The following is a 15,430-nucleotide window of genomic DNA, read 5'->3' as shown; positions in this document are numbered from 1 at the left end:
CCCATGGCTTCCATCGAGCTGAAGAATGTCGGCAAGACCTATGGCGACCTCGCCGTGCTGCATGGCGTCGATCTTGATATTGGTGATGGCGAGTTCATCGTTCTCGTCGGCCCATCCGGGTGCGGAAAATCGACGTTGCTGCGCATGATAGCGGGACTTGAGGAGATAACGTCCGGCGACCTGTCCATCGACGGTGAGCGCGTCAATGATCGCCGGCCGAAGGACCGGGATATCGCCATGGTGTTTCAATCCTACGCGCTCTATCCGCATATGAGCGTTGCCGACAATATGAGCTATAGCCTTCGCCTGCGTCGCAGCCCGAAAGAAACCATCGCGGCGGCGGTGGCCGGTGCTTCCGCGAAACTCGGCCTCGATCCCTATCTCGCCCGCCGCCCGAAGGCGCTCTCCGGCGGCCAACGCCAGCGTGTCGCCATGGGCCGCGCCATCGTGCGCCAGCCCAAGGCCTTTCTGTTCGATGAACCGCTGTCCAACCTCGATGCGCGGCTGCGCGAGCAGATGCGCGCCGAAATCAAACGCATGCATGCCGATCTCGGTGCCACCTCGGTTTACGTTACCCATGACCAGATCGAGGCCATGACGCTCGCATCCCGTATCGTCGCCATGAATGCCGGCCATGTGCAGCAGATCGGGGCGCCGCTCGATCTCTATGACCGTCCCGCCAATCTCTTCGTTGCCGGCTTTATCGGCTCACCGGGCATGAATTTCCTCGAAGGCCGGATCGGACGGGTGAATGGCGGTAGTTTCGTCGTGCTGAGTGACGGCACGCGCCTTGAGCTTGGCCGGGATGTGAAGCTGGCCGATGGCGAGCCGGTCACGCTCGGCATCCGTCCGGAACATGTCACCGTTGCGCCGGCCGAGGGTGATGTTGAAGCGACGGTCGATCTGGTCGAGCCGACCGGCCTCGGTGTCATCTTGCATCTCACCGTGCACGGATTGCCGTTCAAGCTGTTTTCGTCAGACCGGGCGCTGTTGCAGCCGGGCAAATCCCTTCGGGTCGGTTTCCCGCAGGAGCGGCTGCATGTCTTCGACAGGAGCGGTGCCCGGATCGATGGAACCTGATACTTGAAGCTATTCTACTTATGTTATGAGAAAGAATGTATAGTTTGTACGCTCTGATGTTTTGGCTTCCGGGAGGCGCATATGATCGGTCTTTCGCGACAGGAAAGAGCGATGTAATCTACCCATGATTCTTTCATTGGGGGTAACATTGTGGCCAAGTCTATCAGGACGATGGAGGAATTTTCGGAGTTCGTCGGGTTCTCTCGCCCGACGGTATCCAAATACTTCAATGACCCGTCCTCGGTGCGTAAGAAGACGCGGGACACAATAGAGGAGGCGCTTAGAAAATCCGGCTTCCGGCCGAATATGTTTGCCGTCAATCTCAACCGCCGTCGCAGCAATATTATTGGCATTGTCATTCCGAATTATGCCGACCCTTTCTACATGGCCCTGACGAACCGTATCGAATCGATTGCCAACGACGCTGGTTTTCTTGCCTTCGTGCTGTCTTCGGATGGAAAGCCGGAAATCGAAGACCGTGCCATCCGTACTTTCAAGTCCATGAACATCGCGGGCGCGATCATCGCGCCGCTGGGTGTTACATCGCACTTCTCGACGCTAGAACAGCTCGCCGCTACCATACCCATCGTCTATGTCGACTCGCCGCTGGACGAGATGTCGGCCTTTGTCGGCACGGATAACAGGCAGAGCGTTGACCTGATCGTTGATTATCTCTGCCGCTCGGGTGAGCCGCCCAGCTATTTCGATATGCCGCAGGTCAACAACAACTCCTCGACGCGCCGTATAGCCTATGAGGAGGCTATGCGGCGTCTCGGCCGCGAACCCTTGTGCCTGGATGTCGCGAAGCCCGCGCGATGGGATTTCGAGCGGTTTGCGTTCGATGAGGCGAGCCGGCTTTTCGAACGAATGGGAGATCTGCCCTCCCGAACCATCCTGTGCGCCAATGATCGGATCGCTTTCGGCGTCATCTCGGCTGCCTCGCAGAAGGGCATGAAGGTCGGCCATGGCACCGGGTATGATCTGCGGGTTGCCGGTCATGACGATCATCCGCTGTCGCGTTACGCCAACCCGCCGATTACGACCGTGGCGCAGAATTATAACGAGATCGGCAGGCTGTCTATCGAGCTTCTTTTTCAGAAGCTGAACGAGGAGGCGGGTCAGTCGACCCGCATTCGTGATCGCATTCTCCTCAGTGCTGACCTCATGTTGCGAAAATCGGCCTGATGCGGGGCGGCGGTCAGGTTTGAAATGACCGCCGCTATTGGCCGGTCCTAGCGGTGGCTCGGCAGTTTCGGCAGGAACACTGTCAGAAGGCCGAGCAGCGGCATGTAGGAGCAGATGCGGTAGACGAATTCGATGCCTTCCTTATCCGCATAGACGCCCAGAACCGCAGCCCCGATGCCGCCGAAACCGAAGGCGAAACCGAAGAACATGCCGGCGATGAGGCCGACGCGGCCCGGCACCAGTTCCTGCGCGAACACGACGATGGCCGAGAAAGCGGAGGAGAAGACGAAGCCGATGACAACCACCAGAACCGCCGTCCAGAACAGGTTGGCATAGGGCAGCATGAGCGCGAAGGGAATGACGCCGAGGATCGAGAACCAGATGACGACGCGGGAGCCGAAACGGTCGCCGATCGGGCCGCCGAAGAACACACCGAGTGCCGAAGCCCCGAGGAAAAGGAACAGCAGAACCTGCGCGTCCTGTACGCCAAGGCCGAACTTGTCGATTGTATAGAAGGTGAAGTAGCTGGACAGGCTGGCGAGATAAGCATTCTTGGTGGCGGTGAGAACCACCAGCACCAGTAGCGTCATCATCACCGTGCCGCGCGAGAGGGGCAGGGCGCGGCTGGCCGCGGCCTTGCCGACGGTTGCGCGGCGGTGGCGGGTGTACCAGACGCCGACCCAGGAAAGCACGCCGAAGCCGAGGAGCGCGATCAGCGAGAACCAGCTCAGGCTCGACTGGCCGAGCGGGATGACGATGAAAGCGGCGAGCAGCGGGCCGATGGCCGTGCCGGTATTGCCGCCCACCTGGAAGAATGATTGCGCCAGACCGTGTCGGCCGCCGGATGCGAGGCGCGCAACGCGGGATGCTTCCGGATGGAAGATCGCCGAGCCGATGCCGATGAGGCAGGCTCCGATCACCAGAACCTCGAAACTATGGGCGAAGGCGAGTGTGATGAGGCCGGCGCAGGTGGACAGCATGGCGACGGGCAGGGAAAACGGCATCGGCCAGCGATCCGTCACCATGCCGACGACCGGCTGCAGCAGCGATGCAGTGACCTGAAAGGCGAAGGTGAGCAGGCCGATCTGTACGAAATCAAGCGCGTAATTGGCTTTCAGCAACGGGTAAAGCGACGTCAGCAGCGATTGCATGATGTCGTTCAGCATATGGCAGAAGCTGGCGGCTGCGATTATTGAAAACGCCGTGCGTTGCGGGTTGAACCCGGTGCTGGTGACGGTTGCCATGGTAAATCCTCTTCAGATTCCCGCTCAAACAACGGGAAACACGTCTTTATTTCTTCCCGCTTTTATTCATATTGTTTCTGGCCTGCATTTGTGTTCTGGACGATTTTCTTTGTGAGTGGGCCAAATGGCTAAAATCAAATCTGCGCAGTTCGTGGGCGTAACGCTTGAAGAGCATGAGCGTAGCCTGAAATTGATTGACGGCACCAACGAGCCGGTACTGGCGCTTCATCGGGTTTATCCGACCGGGCATCGCACGCCGCCCCATAACCATAGCCGTGTGCAGATTTGGTGCGCGCGCCGGGGTGTGGTGCTCGTCAGCACGGCGGACGGGCGCTGGATGATACCGCCCGGTCACGGGCTGCTCATTCCCGCAGGCCTGCAACATGAGGCCGAAGTCATATCCACGGTCGAGATGCACTCGATCTACGTCCATCCCGATCTCTTCCAGGCAATGTCTCCAAAGGTCGTGGAAGTAACCGATCTGGCCTCGAGCCTTATTTCCGAATTGTTGGCCGAAGAGCACCAGCCGTCGGCCTTTCACCGGCAGGGCCTGGTGCGCGCCCTTTTGCTGGATGAGGTGAATCGCCTGCCGGAACGCCCTTTGGGCTTGCCTTTTCCGGACAATCAGCGGCTGGCTGCGCTTTGCCGTGACTTCCTTAAAAAGCCGGTGGCGCGGGTGGAGATCGACGACTGGGCCGCGGCAATGGGCATCAGCCGCCGCTCCTTCACACGCCTTTTTCGTCGGGAGATGGGGGTGAGCTTCGTTACCTGGCGCCAGCAGGCCTGCATCTTTGCCTCATTGCCGAGATTGGCGGCGGGCGAAGCGGTGACCAATGTGGCGCTGGATGCGGGTTATGAAAACATCCCGGCTTTCACCACCATGTTCCGGCGGATGCTCGGCAGTTCGCCGCGCGCTTACCGTCAGGCGGCGCGGCAGCGCAGCGCCGCTTTCGCCGATAGTGAAGATTAAGCCGCCGTCGCCCGCATGTCGCGGCGGAAATCGGAAGGCGACATGCCTGATATCTGGCGAAAGGCCTTGTTGAAGGCGCTGACCGAGCCGAAACCGCTTTCCATGGCGATTTGCAGAATATTGTCCTTGCCCGTCATCAGCATCGCCTGTGCGCGGGAAAGCCGGAGCAGGGTGAGATATTTGATTAGCGTCATGCCCGTCGATTTGCGGAACAGGTTCATTGCATATTTCGGGTGCAACGACGCGGCGCGGGCAATCTCCGTCGCGTCGATATCGTCGAGAAAATTGGCGGCGATGAAGTCGCACATGCGCACCACGCCAATGGAGGGCGCCATGCCCTCGTCATCCTGTTTGCGTTTTCCATTGAGGGCAGAGGAGATGACGGTGTACGGCTCGAGGAACATCCGCTCGACCCTTAGCAGCAGTTCCTCCACCGCATGCTGGGCTTTCACCGGATTGCCCGAGGTGACGTAACGGAACCAGCGGCCGAAATTTTCCGCATCCGCCCTATCCGTCTCGGCGCTCACCATTGTCGCACCACCCATCAACTGGCTGGAGACGGCGGCCGGCAGGCGCATGCGAAAGAAATGCACCAGCGGCAGATGCGCACCCGCGTAAAAGGAATCATCGGAAGAACGGTCCATCTGGTGCGGCTGGCCACCCCAGAAGATACACATCTGGCCGGCGTTGAGCGTCAGGTCGTGATCGCCCATGCGGTAATGCACTGATCCCGACATCAGGTAATTCACCTCCACCTGCGCGTGCCAGTGGGGCCGGAGCATGATGGGCGGGTGGTTGTGGAACAGCTGAAGCGTTGTCGGCATACCTTCGATGCTGCTCGCACCGGGCTGGTAAAAAGCTCTTTCGGCAACCTTACTTTTCGCCAAATCGACATTCCCTTTGTACGAGACAGATTTCCTGCCGCCGCTAATGTGCCCATGTTCGCTGAAGAACGGCAATTGAAAAAGGGAGGTTTTCAATGTGCTTGAAATTTCTTGGCGCGTCTACGGCCATGCTGCTTCTCGCAGCTCCGGCTTTCGCGCAAACCGAAACCGTCACCATCTGGAGCTGGAACGTCGCGGCTTCCGCGCTGAAATCCACGGTGGAAGGCTTCAACAAGCAGAATCCGGATATCAAGATCGTCGTTGAAGACCTTGGAAACGATCAGGTTTTTGACAAGACGCTGGCTGCCTGCGCAGCCGGCGGCGATGGTCTTCCTGATATCGTCACCATCGAGAATTTTGAGGCCGAACTGTTCTGGAGCCGCTTTCCTGATTGTTTCGCCAATCTGACCGAACTTGGCTATACGCCTGAGAAACAGGCGCTTTTCCCTGACTTCAAGCGCACGGAACTGGAGGTTGACGGTGTCGCCTATGCGGTTCCATGGGATTCCGGTCCGGTGGCCGTGTTCTACCGCCGTGACTTCTATGAAAAAGCAGGCGTCGATCCGGCGACCATCAAGAGCTGGGACGATTTCATCGCCGCCGGCAAGAAGGTCATGGCCGCCAATCCCGGCACCGTCATGGCGCAGGCCGATTTCAACGGCGACAGCGAATGGTTTCGCATGATCGCCAACGAGCAGGGATGCGGTTACTTTTCGACCGATGGCCAGACTATCACCATCAACCAGCCCGCCTGTGTCGCGACCCTCGAAAAGGTCAAGGAGATGAAAGACGCCGGCATCATCACGGCGGCGATCTGGGATGAAAAAATCCAGGCCAATACCGCCGGCAGGGCCGCAAGCCAGATGTATGGCGCCTGGTACGAGGGCACCATCCGCTCCGGCTCTCCCGATCTCTCCGGCAAATGGGGCGTCTATCTGATGCCGAGCCTGACGCCGGACGGTCCGCATGCCGCCAATCTCGGCGGTTCGTCGCTGGCGATCAGCTCGACATCCGAGCACAAGGAAGCCGCGTGGAAATATATCGATTACGCGCTCACCACCAATGAAGGGCAGGTGACGATGTTGAAATCCTTCGGCCTCGTTCCCTCGCTGCTGTCTGCCATCGACGATCCTTTCGTCAAGGAAAAACAGCCCTATTGGGGCGGCCAAGCGGTTTGGACCGATATTCTCGCCACACTGCCGAAGATCGTGCCGAGCCGCGGCACGGCGTTCCAGTCGGATGCGGATGCGATCTACAAGGCGACGCAGACCAAATATTTCGCCGGCGGCTATCCCGATGCGAAAGCCGCGCTCGATGATGCGGCCAAGCAGATCGAAACGGCGACGGGTTTGCCGGTCGCGGAGTAAACCGGTGGTTCAGGAGCCGAGCGGGTGCCACGGGTTTCTTCTCCCCGAGGGGGAGAAGTCCGCGGCAGCGGGATGAGGGGGCGACGTTAGCGATAGACCGAGAGCTCGCCCCCTCATCCGACCCTTCGGGCCACCTTCTCCCCCTCGGGGAGAAGAAATAGGCCGCACCGCCTTGCAATGGTCTCGCCCTCAAACGGGGGCAGGCCTCAAAGCTTTTCCATTTATCCGGCCATCGTCCGGCTTCTGGAGGTCGTCATGCCGTCTAGGAACAGGATCGCTTATGCGTTCCTTGCGCCCTATCTTCTGATTTTCGCCACCTTCTGGGTCTGGCCGATCATCAGCTCGTTCATGCTGTCGTTCCAGAATACCCGCATCAACCCATGGCGGTTCGCGCCCTCCATGAACTGGGGGCGGCTCGTTTCCGATCCGGCCTTTTATAATGCACTTTATAATACGCTGATCATTCTGGTCATTCAGGTGCCGGTCATGATCGCGCTCGCCACCGTCATGGCGGTGCTCTTGAACTCGCCGCTGCTGAAAGCACGGCCGCTTTACCGTTTTGCCTTCTTTGCACCTGTCGTTGTCGGCGAGGTAGCCTATGCGGCGGTTTTCCGGCTGATGTTCAGCGCCGATTTCGGCATCATCAACAAGCTCATCACCTCCGTCGGCCTTTCGCCCGTCTCGTGGTTCGACAATGCCAATGCGGCCATGGCGCTCGTCATCATCGCGGTCACCTGGCGTTGGGCGGGGTATAACGCCATCATCATCCTCGCCGGTCTGCAATCCATTCCTGGCGATGTCTATGAAGCGGCGACGCTGGACAAGGTCAGCAAGCGGCAGCAGTTCTTTTATATCACCCTGCCGTTGCTTAAACCCATCATCCTGTTCTGCGTCGTGCTGTCGGTCATCGGCACCATGCAGCTGTTTGCCGAACCCTTCCTCATCACTAACAGGGGCGGGCCGGGCGGCGGCACGGAAACGCTGGGGCTGTTCCTCTATCGCCAAGGCTTCACGTCGCTCAATTTCGGCTACGCCTCGGCCATTGCCTACACCATGGCGGCGCTTGCTATCGCCATTTCACTCCTCAATCTCTGGGTCGGGAGGGAGCCGAAATGAGATCGAAATCGAGATCGCTTTTCTGGCAGAAGATCGCCCTGCATGCGGCGCTGACGCCGCTTGCCATCGTCTGGCTGTTTCCGCTGTGGATGATGTTCGTATTCTCGACCATGCCGGATTACGGCATTTTCAGCCCTGATATCGTGCTGGCGCCCTCCACCAACTTCATCGAGAATTTCAACAACCTGCAGGCGGATACCAATTTCCTCAGGGCCATGTTCATCTCGATCACCGTTGCCGTCATCTACACAGTTCTTTCGGTGTTCCTGACCTCCATGGCGGGCTGGGCGCTGGCGCGTTACCGCTTTGCCGGACGCAGGGTGGTGATCGCCATCATTCTCGGGACCATTACCTTGCCTTTTGCCGTTGTCGTTATCCCGCAGTTCATCATGGTGGCGCGCGAATTCAAGCTGGCCAACACCTGGGTGGCCCTGATCGTGCCGCCGCTGTTCAATTCCCTCGGCGTTTTGTTCATGGGGCAATCCTTCTCGATGATGCCGACCGAGCTTTTCGATGCGGCAAGGGTGGAGGGCGTCAAGGAATGGCAGATTTTCCTGCGCATCGCCCTGCCACTGGCACGGCCCACCATGGCGGCACTGTCGATCATTCTCTTCCTGGCCTCGTGGAACAATTACCTCTGGCCGCTTCTCATCAATTCCCGCCCAGGAATGATGACCGCACCCGTGGCGCTTGGCACCCTCATCGGGCTGACCAAAGTGTCATGGGGCGGCATCATGGCGGGGGCCGTGCTGCTCACCGCACCCATCCTCGTGGTTTTCGTGGCTTTGCAGCGCCACTTCATCGCCGGCATTTCCGCCGGGGCAGTCAAGTAAGGGGAGGCCGCATGGCGGAACTTTCGCTCAAAAACGTTGTGAAGCGTTATGGCGCGCTGGAGGTGATCCATGGCGCAAATCTACAGGTGAAAGACGGGGAATTCGTCGTTTTCGTCGGCCCCTCCGGCTGCGGCAAATCCACGCTTCTCAGAATGATCGCCGGGCTGGAGGATATTTCCGGTGGCGATATCGTGATTGGCGGCAAGACGGTCAGCGATGCCGATCCGGCCGATCGCGGCATTGCCATGGTGTTCCAGTCCTATGCGCTTTATCCGCATATGACGGTGGCCGAAAACCTCTCATTCGGGCTCAGGATGAACGGTAACCCCAAGGCCGATACGCAAAAGCGGGTCAAACGCGCCGCGGAAATCCTGCAGATCAACGAGCTGATGGAGCGACGCCCGAAACAGCTTTCCGGCGGCCAGCGCCAACGTGTGGCCATCGGCCGCGCCATCGTGCGCGAACCGCAGGTCTTCCTGTTCGATGAGCCGCTGTCGAACCTCGATGCGGAATTGCGGGTGCAGATGCGCGTGGAAATCTCGCGGCTGCACAAGCAGCTTGGCACCACGATGATCTATGTGACGCATGACCAGACCGAGGCGATGACGCTTGCCGACAAGATCGTCGTGCTGCGGGCGGGCAATATCGAGCAGGTCGGCGCGCCGCTCGATCTTTACGACGATCCCGCCAACCGTTTCGTTGCCGGTTTCGTCGGTTCGCCGAAGATGAATTTTCTCGACGCCACCATCGTCGGCAGCAGCGCGGAGGGCGTCACGCTCTCCCTCGACAGCGATCCTACTGTGCGGCTGAGCCTGCCGGTCACGGCCCGTTTGAACGAGGGAGCCAGAGTGTCGCTCGGCATGCGGCCCGAACATTTTGCCGATGCGGACGCGGGCGATGCCGATCTCACCGTTCATGTCGATGTCGCCGAACATCTCGGCAATACCAGCTATGTCTATGCCCGGACCGAAGGCGGCGAGCAGCTCATCATCGAGCGGCCGGAATCGCGCGATGTCGGCAATCGCGACCGACTGACTGTCGGCCTTTCCGCCCGCAGGGCTTTCCTTTTCGACAGCAAGGGCGACCGCCTGCGCTGAACCCTTTCCCAAGCACCCAAGACTGATATGAAGGACGAGGATTTCATGACGACCGAACAACCGATCCGCTGGGGCATCATCGGCCCGGGCACCATCGCCAGAACTTTTGCCGATGGCATTGCCCATTCCCGAACCGGCAGGTTAGAGGCCATCGCCACACGCAATCCGGACAGGCCCGGCCTTGCCGAGGCCTTTGCCGGTGCGCGTGTGATCCATGGGTACGATGCGCTGCTTGCCGATCCCGATATCGACGCCGTCTACATCGCCACACCCCACACCGGCCATGCCGAATGGGCGATCAAGGCGATCCGGGCGGGTAAGAACGTGCTGGTGGAAAAACCCATCGCGCTCTCAGCCTATGATGCCGACGCCATTTTCCACGAGGCGAAAAAGGCCGGCGTTTTCGCCGGCGAAGCCTATATGTATCGCCTGCACCCGCAGACGTCGAAATTGCTGGAACTCGTGAAAGCCCGCGCCATCGGCGATATCCGCATCATCCGCTCCAGCTTCGGTTTCAACATGGGCTCGTTCCGGGCCGATCACCGGCTTTTCGCCAATGAAACGGCGGGCGGCGGCATTCTCGATGTCGGCGGTTATCCGGTTTCCATGGTGCGGCTGATCGCCGGCGCCGTGGACGGAAAACCCTTCGCCGAACCGGAAAAGGTGGCGGGCGTCGCCCATCTTGGCCAGTCGGGCGTCGATGAATGGGCCTCGGCCGTGCTGAAATTCGCAAACGGCATTGTCGCCGAAGTTTCGTGCTCGATCATGGCGGCGCAGGACAATGTGCTGCGCATCATCGGCTCGGAGGGCCGTATCGAGGTCAAGGACTTCTGGTTCGCCGCCGGCCACAAGGGCGGCACCGGGCGCATCGATATTATCAGGGGCGACAAGGTGGAAACCATCGAGTTGCCGGAGGATCGTTGGCTTTATTCCTTCGAGGTCGACGCGGCCGGCGAGGCGATCCGGCATGGCAAAAAGGAATTCGACGTACCCGGCATGGCCTGGGCGGACAGCCTCGGCAATCTGCGTGTCATGGATCAATGGCGGGCTTCCGTCGGGCTTGAATACAGCGTTGAAAAAGCAACGTCGCGCGTCGCGAATATTGCCGGCGGCAAGGTCGTGGCCGGAAACGCAGTGCCGAAGCGGCAGATTCCGGGCCTTGCCAAACCCGCTTCCGTGGTCGCGCTCGGTTTCGAATTCTTCCCCAATTTCGCCTCCGCATCGCTGACGCTGGATGCCTTCTATGAAGCGGGCGGCAACCTCTTCGATACGGCCTATGTCTATGGCGCAGGCAGGACGGAGACGATTTTCGGCGACTGGCACACCAGCCGCAACGTGCCGCGCGAAGAGATCGTGCTGATCGGCAAGGGCGCACATTCGCCGCTCTGCTATCCTGATATGATCGCAAAGCAGCTCGATCAGTCGCTCGCGCGGCTGAAGACGGATTATGTCGATGCCTATTTCATGCATCGCGATAATCTGGAGGTTCCGGTCGGCGAGTTCGTCGACGCCATGGATGCCGAAGTCCGGCGCGGGCGCATTCGCGGCATTTTTGGCGGCTCCAACTGGACACGCGAACGTATGGATGAGGCGGCCGCCTATGCTGCGAAGAACGGCAAGCAGGCGCCGGCCGCGCTTTCCAACAATTTTTCGCTGGCGGAAATGCTCGACCCTATCTGGGCGGGCTGCGTCGCTGCATCGGATGACGAGTGGAAAGAATGGCTGCAACAGCGTCAGATCCCCAACTTCGCCTGGTCCAGCCAGGGGCGCGGTTTCTTCACCGAGCGTGCCGGGCGGGACAAGCAGGACGATGAAGAAATCGTCCGCGTCTGGTATTCCGACCGCAATTTCGTTCGCCGGGACAGGGCGATCGAGCTTGCCCAGGAACTTGGGCGGCACCCGATCCATATCGCGCTCGCCTATGTCATCGCCCAGCCTTTCCCGGTCATTCCGTTGATCGGGCCGCGCACGATTGCGGAGCTGGAGGACAGTCTTTCGGCGCTGGATATCAGGCTGACAGCCGAGCAGGTGAAGTGGCTGGAGGCGTGAAAGACCACGAAGCGTCGCGGCATATTTCTTCTCCCCGCCGGGGAGAAGATGCCCAAAGGGCAGATGAGGGGGCAACGTTGCCGAATATCTCTGCCGTAGCCCCCTCATCCGGCGCTACGCGCCACCTTCTCCCCGGCGGGGAGAAGAAACAAGTTGCATGCGCTCGCTCCAACTGACGACCGTTGGGGTGGAGACATCATCTTCCACCTTCTTTCCTCTCCCGGTGACTGCTAAAGCGTAGGTTCACAAACCTGCCGCCAAATAATCACCGGGGTTCCCATGAGCGATATCGACCGAAGCCGTGCGCAGCAGCTGATGCGGGAGGCGGACATTGATGCGCTGGTGCTGTTCCAGCCCGAAGCCTTCCGTTATGCCGTCGGTGCTCCTGCCGGCGTGGCGACCATGTGGGGCAGGGCTGGTTCAGCGATTGCGCTTGTTCCAGCCGATGCCGGGGTGACGCTCGCCGCCGTTGTCAGCGATCATGCCGCTCCGCTCGTCAGGAAGGCGGTACCTGATGTCGATCTGCGCTGCCATCGCATCTGGATCGATATGGTCGATCTGTCCGGTGCCGAAACCGTCCCGCAGGTGGACGACGCCTATCGCCGCAACAACTCCGGTGGCCCGAGACCGGAGACATTCGACCGCGCCGCCTGTTTCGGCCTGCTGGCCGACCTGCTGCGGGAGCGCGGACTGTCGGGCGCGCGCATTGGCGCAGACCTAGAATTCATGCCCGCCGCCGATTTTCTGGCGCTGTGTCAGGCGCTGCCCGATGTCGAATGGGTTGACGGATCGCCCGTGCTGCGCCGTCTGCGCGCCGTGAAATCCAAGCGTGAGATCGAGCTTCTGCGGCGCGCGGCGGCCGCGGCTGAGGCCGGGCTGGTCGCGATGGCCGCTGCCGCCAGGCCAGGTGCGGAGCTCGGCGGGTTTTCTGCTGCCTGGAAGGCTGGCGCACATGCCCATGCCGTAAAATCCGGGTTTTCGCTGAGCGGCCATTGGGATTACATATCCGTCGGACCCGCTTTGTCGGATATGGCGGCGGTTGTCACGCCGGGAGCGCTCATCAAGGCCGATGTCGGCACGCTGGTCGACGGTTATTCATCGGATGGCGCGCGGAGTTTTTCGTGGGGGCCGGTCTCGCCGCTGGCCGCCGATGTTTTCAGCGCGTTGGAGGCGGCCTTTGCCCGTGGGCTGGAAGCGCTTCGTCCCGGCAACACATTCGGTGCGGTGCACGCCGCCATGCTGGCCTCGATGCGCAGCGATGGTTTCAGCGAATATTATCGCGGCCATTTCGGCCATTCCGTCGGCGGTGGCGTGGGCATCGAGGAATGGCCGTTCTTTTCCCATGACAATCCGGAAATCATTCTTCCCGGCATGGTCGTTGCGGTTGAAGCGCCGTTTTATGGCGAAGGACTGGGAGCGCTGATGATCGAGGACCAGTTCCTTGTCACCGCCTCCGGCGCGGAATGCATGAACAGCCTGCCACGCACCCTGCGGGATTTATCGGCGAACTGAGCGCCGGATCAGAGGAAATCGTCGCGGCGCGGGGTAAAGCAGTCGATCAGCTCGCCCTCTTCCAGACACAGGCAGCCATGCTCGATATGGCCGGGAATGACGAGACTGTCGCCCTTCTGAAGATCATAGGCCTCACCGTCGCGGTAAAAGCGGAAGCTGCCGCTGGCGACATAGGTGGATTGCACATGCGGATGGCTATGCAGCCTGCCTTCGGCGCCGGTTTTGAAGCGGAAGGAGACCACCATCAATTCCGGCGCTTCGGAAAGCACGGTGCGCTCCACGCCATCGTCGGGGGAAACGGTGGGGAAGGTCGGAAGCTGCTGCATATCGTTCTCCTCGGTTATGCAATGCGGTTTTAACTGGCGATCTCAGCGCGGCGCGCGCAGCATGGAGCGATAACGCGTCTGGCTGCTTTTCAGGTGGCTGCGCATGGCGCTGCGCGCCGCCTCTTCGTCGCCGTCCTGTATCGCGATCAGGATCGCTTCGTGTTCACCGACGAGTCGGGCGAGATCGGCGGGCGAAAGCACGGTTTCCGCGCCGTTTTCGGCCACGGCGCGGCGCGGAATGAGGGTGGGGCCGAGCACCTGCAAAAACTCGCTGAAGCGGGGATTGTTGGTCGCTTCGGCAATGGCGAGATGGAAGGCGAAATCGGCTTCCGCCGTCGGCACGCCCCTGGTGGCGCTGGCGCGGAAGGCATCGAAGGCCTCGATGATCTTTTCCTCCTGCGCCGGCGAGCGGCGAATGGCGGCAAGACCGGCGGCGTCACCTTCGACGGCGGTGCGCAATTCCAGCATTTCGATCAGCGAGGAGACGCGCGCAAGATCGACATTGTGGAACGGCCGCCGCTCCACGGGGGCGGGCTCCAGCACGAAGACGCCGGCGCCCTGACGCGGCTCGACCAGACCGTCGGAGCGCAGCGAGGCAACCGCCTCGCGCACCACGGTACGGCTGACACCGAATTCCTGCGTCATCTGCGCTTCGGAGGGCAGACGTTCGCCCGTCTTGTAACGGCCCTTGGCGATCTGGCTGCGGAGTTCCTCCGAAACCTTCACCACAAGCGTTCTGCCTTGTGGAGGTGTCGGTTCGGAGCTTGTCGCTTTTGTCATCTTGGTCGCCGTTCTAAAAAATGTCGGTTGCGTGCACCGTTCCTCGATACGTCATTCGCGGCCTGGCATGCAATCCCGCCGTTTTAGCGGGAAACGTCCGTGCGACATTTCACGTCTCCTTGAAGATCGGGTTGTCGACAAACACGCCACCCTGAAAGCGGACAATCGGGTCGCGCGCGTCCGGCTGCGGCGTCGTTTCGGCAATCTTCCGGCGGAAGGCCTCGGCATTGTCCTTCGGTTTCCATCCAATAAAGCCGAGATGCGAATTGTCCCACCAGCTCGCATCGTTGGCCGACGCCCCCCAGACGATGGGGCAGCCGAGCACGGGTGCGCGGAACGCCGCCTCGATCAGCGAGACGAAATCGTCATGCGAAAACCAGGTGGACAGCATGCGGTAATTAAGGGGTTCCGGCGTGCAGGAGCCGATGCGGACAAGCGCGGTCTCCTGGCCGAATTTCTCGAAATACATGCGGGCAAGGCTCTCGCCGAAACATTTGGAGACGCCGTAAAGCCCATCCGGGCGGAAGGGAACATCCGGTCCAAGCCTCTCCGTCTGCGGGTAATAACCGATCGTATGGTTCGAACTGGCGAAGATGATGCGCGGCTGGCCGTGGGCGCGGGCGGCCTCATAGAGATTATACAGCCCGATGATATTGCCCTGGAGAATCTGCTCGAAGGGCTTTTCCACGGAGATGCCGCCCAGATGCACGATGCCGTCGCAGTCGGCCACCATAGCGTCGACGGCTGCCGCATCGGCCAGGTCGCATTGCACACATTCCTCGTTAGGCCCAGCCGGATCGAGCGGGGCGAGATCGGCAAGACGCAAAATCTCCGCCATTGGCGCGAGACGTTGACGCATCATGCGACCGAGTTGGCCTGCCGCACCGGTAACAAGAAGCCGTTTCATTGCCAGTCTCCCTTAGCGCTTGCACGTCTCCGATGCGGTCGAGATATGGCTTCACCCCTTGACCTTGTCATACAGATCGT

At 60.5% G+C, this 15,430-nt stretch carries 14 protein-coding genes; 9 read left to right on the top strand and 5 right to left on the bottom strand.

Going from position 1 to position 15,430, the window contains the following annotated elements; genetic code table 11:
• Positions 1 to 3 precede the first annotated feature (3 nt).
• Together PL597_RS07315 and PL597_RS07310 are read left to right on the top strand one after the other, a co-directional pair.
• Positions 4 to 1,080 (top strand): ABC transporter ATP-binding protein, encoded by a 1,077-nt coding sequence (locus tag PL597_RS07315; protein ID WP_271364860.1) that lies wholly within the window; start codon positions 4 to 6, stop codon positions 1,078 to 1,080.
• Between the two features lie 171 nt (positions 1,081 to 1,251).
• Positions 1,252 to 2,265, top strand: coding sequence for a LacI family DNA-binding transcriptional regulator (locus PL597_RS07310; protein WP_271364915.1), 1,014 nt, complete (start codon positions 1,252 to 1,254; stop codon positions 2,263 to 2,265).
• Between the two features lie 47 nt (positions 2,266 to 2,312).
• On the opposite strand, the gene PL597_RS07305 is transcribed toward PL597_RS07310, so the two are convergent.
• Positions 2,313 to 3,509, bottom strand: coding sequence for an MFS transporter (locus PL597_RS07305; protein ID WP_077984224.1), 1,197 nt, complete (start codon positions 3,507 to 3,509; stop codon positions 2,313 to 2,315).
• Between the two features lie 124 nt (positions 3,510 to 3,633).
• On the opposite strand from PL597_RS07305, the gene PL597_RS07300 reads away from it, so the two are divergent.
• Positions 3,634 to 4,479, top strand: coding sequence for an AraC family transcriptional regulator (locus PL597_RS07300; protein WP_142913975.1), 846 nt, complete (start codon positions 3,634 to 3,636; stop codon positions 4,477 to 4,479).
• Here the strand turns inward: PL597_RS07300 and PL597_RS07295 are convergent.
• On the bottom strand, positions 4,476 to 5,366 hold the full coding sequence (locus tag PL597_RS07295) for a helix-turn-helix domain-containing protein (protein WP_271364859.1): 891 nt from the start codon (positions 5,364 to 5,366) through the stop codon (positions 4,476 to 4,478). The two genes, PL597_RS07300 and PL597_RS07295, sit on opposite strands and share 4 nt — an antisense overlap.
• Before the next feature lie 92 nt (positions 5,367 to 5,458).
• Between PL597_RS07295 and PL597_RS07290 the strand changes: the two genes are divergently transcribed.
• The 6 genes from PL597_RS07290 (at position 5,459) to PL597_RS07265 (ending at position 13,337) form a co-directional block, all read left to right on the top strand.
• The gene (locus tag PL597_RS07290) at positions 5,459 to 6,730 is read left to right on the top strand and encodes an ABC transporter substrate-binding protein (protein WP_142913973.1); all 1,272 of its coding nucleotides are present in this window, start codon (positions 5,459 to 5,461) and stop codon (positions 6,728 to 6,730) included.
• A 255-nt stretch (positions 6,731 to 6,985) separates the two neighbouring features.
• A complete protein-coding gene (locus tag PL597_RS07285) occupies positions 6,986 to 7,846 on the top strand; it encodes a carbohydrate ABC transporter permease (RefSeq protein ID WP_065656190.1) in 861 nt (286 codons plus the stop codon).
• Positions 7,843 to 8,679, top strand: coding sequence for a carbohydrate ABC transporter permease (locus PL597_RS07280; RefSeq protein WP_271364858.1), 837 nt, complete (start codon positions 7,843 to 7,845; stop codon positions 8,677 to 8,679). The genes PL597_RS07285 and PL597_RS07280 overlap by 4 nt, the downstream gene beginning before the upstream one ends.
• Before the next feature lie 11 nt (positions 8,680 to 8,690).
• Positions 8,691 to 9,776, top strand: coding sequence for an ABC transporter ATP-binding protein (locus tag PL597_RS07275; protein WP_271364857.1), 1,086 nt, complete (start codon positions 8,691 to 8,693; stop codon positions 9,774 to 9,776).
• A 45-nt stretch (positions 9,777 to 9,821) separates the two neighbouring features.
• Entirely contained in the window at positions 9,822 to 11,825 is a 2,004-nt protein-coding gene (locus tag PL597_RS07270) for an aldo/keto reductase (RefSeq protein WP_269824084.1), read from the top strand.
• A gap of 279 nt (positions 11,826 to 12,104) precedes the next feature.
• On the top strand, positions 12,105 to 13,337 hold the full coding sequence (locus tag PL597_RS07265) for a M24 family metallopeptidase (protein ID WP_271364856.1): 1,233 nt from the start codon (positions 12,105 to 12,107) through the stop codon (positions 13,335 to 13,337).
• Between the two features lie 8 nt (positions 13,338 to 13,345).
• On the opposite strand, the gene PL597_RS07260 is transcribed toward PL597_RS07265, so the two are convergent.
• The 3 genes from PL597_RS07260 to PL597_RS07250 form a co-directional block, all read right to left on the bottom strand.
• Complete coding sequence (locus PL597_RS07260; RefSeq protein ID WP_003522691.1) at positions 13,346 to 13,663, bottom strand: cupin domain-containing protein; 318 nt, start codon at positions 13,661 to 13,663, stop codon at positions 13,346 to 13,348.
• Between the two features lie 42 nt (positions 13,664 to 13,705).
• Positions 13,706 to 14,443, bottom strand: a complete 738-nt coding sequence (locus tag PL597_RS07255; protein ID WP_269824082.1) for a FadR/GntR family transcriptional regulator — start codon at positions 14,441 to 14,443, stop codon at positions 13,706 to 13,708.
• A 109-nt stretch (positions 14,444 to 14,552) separates the two neighbouring features.
• The gene (locus PL597_RS07250) at positions 14,553 to 15,350 is read right to left on the bottom strand and encodes an NAD-dependent epimerase/dehydratase family protein (protein WP_269824081.1); all 798 of its coding nucleotides are present in this window, start codon (positions 15,348 to 15,350) and stop codon (positions 14,553 to 14,555) included.
• Positions 15,351 to 15,430: the final 80 nt, after the last annotated feature.

Origin of the sequence: Agrobacterium sp. ST15.13.013, assembly GCF_027956525.1 — a bacterium.
GTDB classification, from domain to species: domain Bacteria; phylum Pseudomonadota; class Alphaproteobacteria; order Rhizobiales; family Rhizobiaceae; genus Agrobacterium; species Agrobacterium salinitolerans.
The sequence above is the reverse complement of the archived record's forward strand: the minus strand, read 5'-3'. Positions and strand labels throughout refer to the sequence as shown.

Bases quoted from the DNA above. Each gene is read 5' to 3' on its own strand.
- PL597_RS07315 (WP_271364860.1), top strand. From the start codon at position 4: ATGGCTTCCATCGAGCTGAAGAATGTCGGCAAGACCTATGGCGACCTC.
- PL597_RS07310 (WP_271364915.1), top strand. From the start codon at position 1,252: ATGGAGGAATTTTCGGAGTTCGTCGGGTTCTCTCGCCCGACGGTATCC.
- PL597_RS07305 (WP_077984224.1), bottom strand. From the start codon at position 3,509: ATGGCAACCGTCACCAGCACCGGGTTCAACCCGCAACGCACGGCGTTT.
- PL597_RS07300 (WP_142913975.1), top strand. From the start codon at position 3,634: ATGGCTAAAATCAAATCTGCGCAGTTCGTGGGCGTAACGCTTGAAGAG.
- PL597_RS07290 (WP_142913973.1), top strand. From the start codon at position 5,459: ATGTGCTTGAAATTTCTTGGCGCGTCTACGGCCATGCTGCTTCTCGCA.
- PL597_RS07285 (WP_065656190.1), top strand. From the start codon at position 6,986: ATGCCGTCTAGGAACAGGATCGCTTATGCGTTCCTTGCGCCCTATCTT.
- PL597_RS07280 (WP_271364858.1), top strand. From the start codon at position 7,843: ATGAGATCGAAATCGAGATCGCTTTTCTGGCAGAAGATCGCCCTGCAT.
- PL597_RS07275 (WP_271364857.1), top strand. From the start codon at position 8,691: ATGGCGGAACTTTCGCTCAAAAACGTTGTGAAGCGTTATGGCGCGCTG.
- PL597_RS07270 (WP_269824084.1), top strand. From the start codon at position 9,822: ATGACGACCGAACAACCGATCCGCTGGGGCATCATCGGCCCGGGCACC.
- PL597_RS07265 (WP_271364856.1), top strand. From the start codon at position 12,105: ATGAGCGATATCGACCGAAGCCGTGCGCAGCAGCTGATGCGGGAGGCG.
- PL597_RS07260 (WP_003522691.1), bottom strand. From the start codon at position 13,663: ATGCAGCAGCTTCCGACCTTCCCCACCGTTTCCCCCGACGATGGCGTG.
- PL597_RS07255 (WP_269824082.1), bottom strand. From the start codon at position 14,443: ATGACAAAAGCGACAAGCTCCGAACCGACACCTCCACAAGGCAGAACG.
- PL597_RS07250 (WP_269824081.1), bottom strand. From the start codon at position 15,350: ATGAAACGGCTTCTTGTTACCGGTGCGGCAGGCCAACTCGGTCGCATG.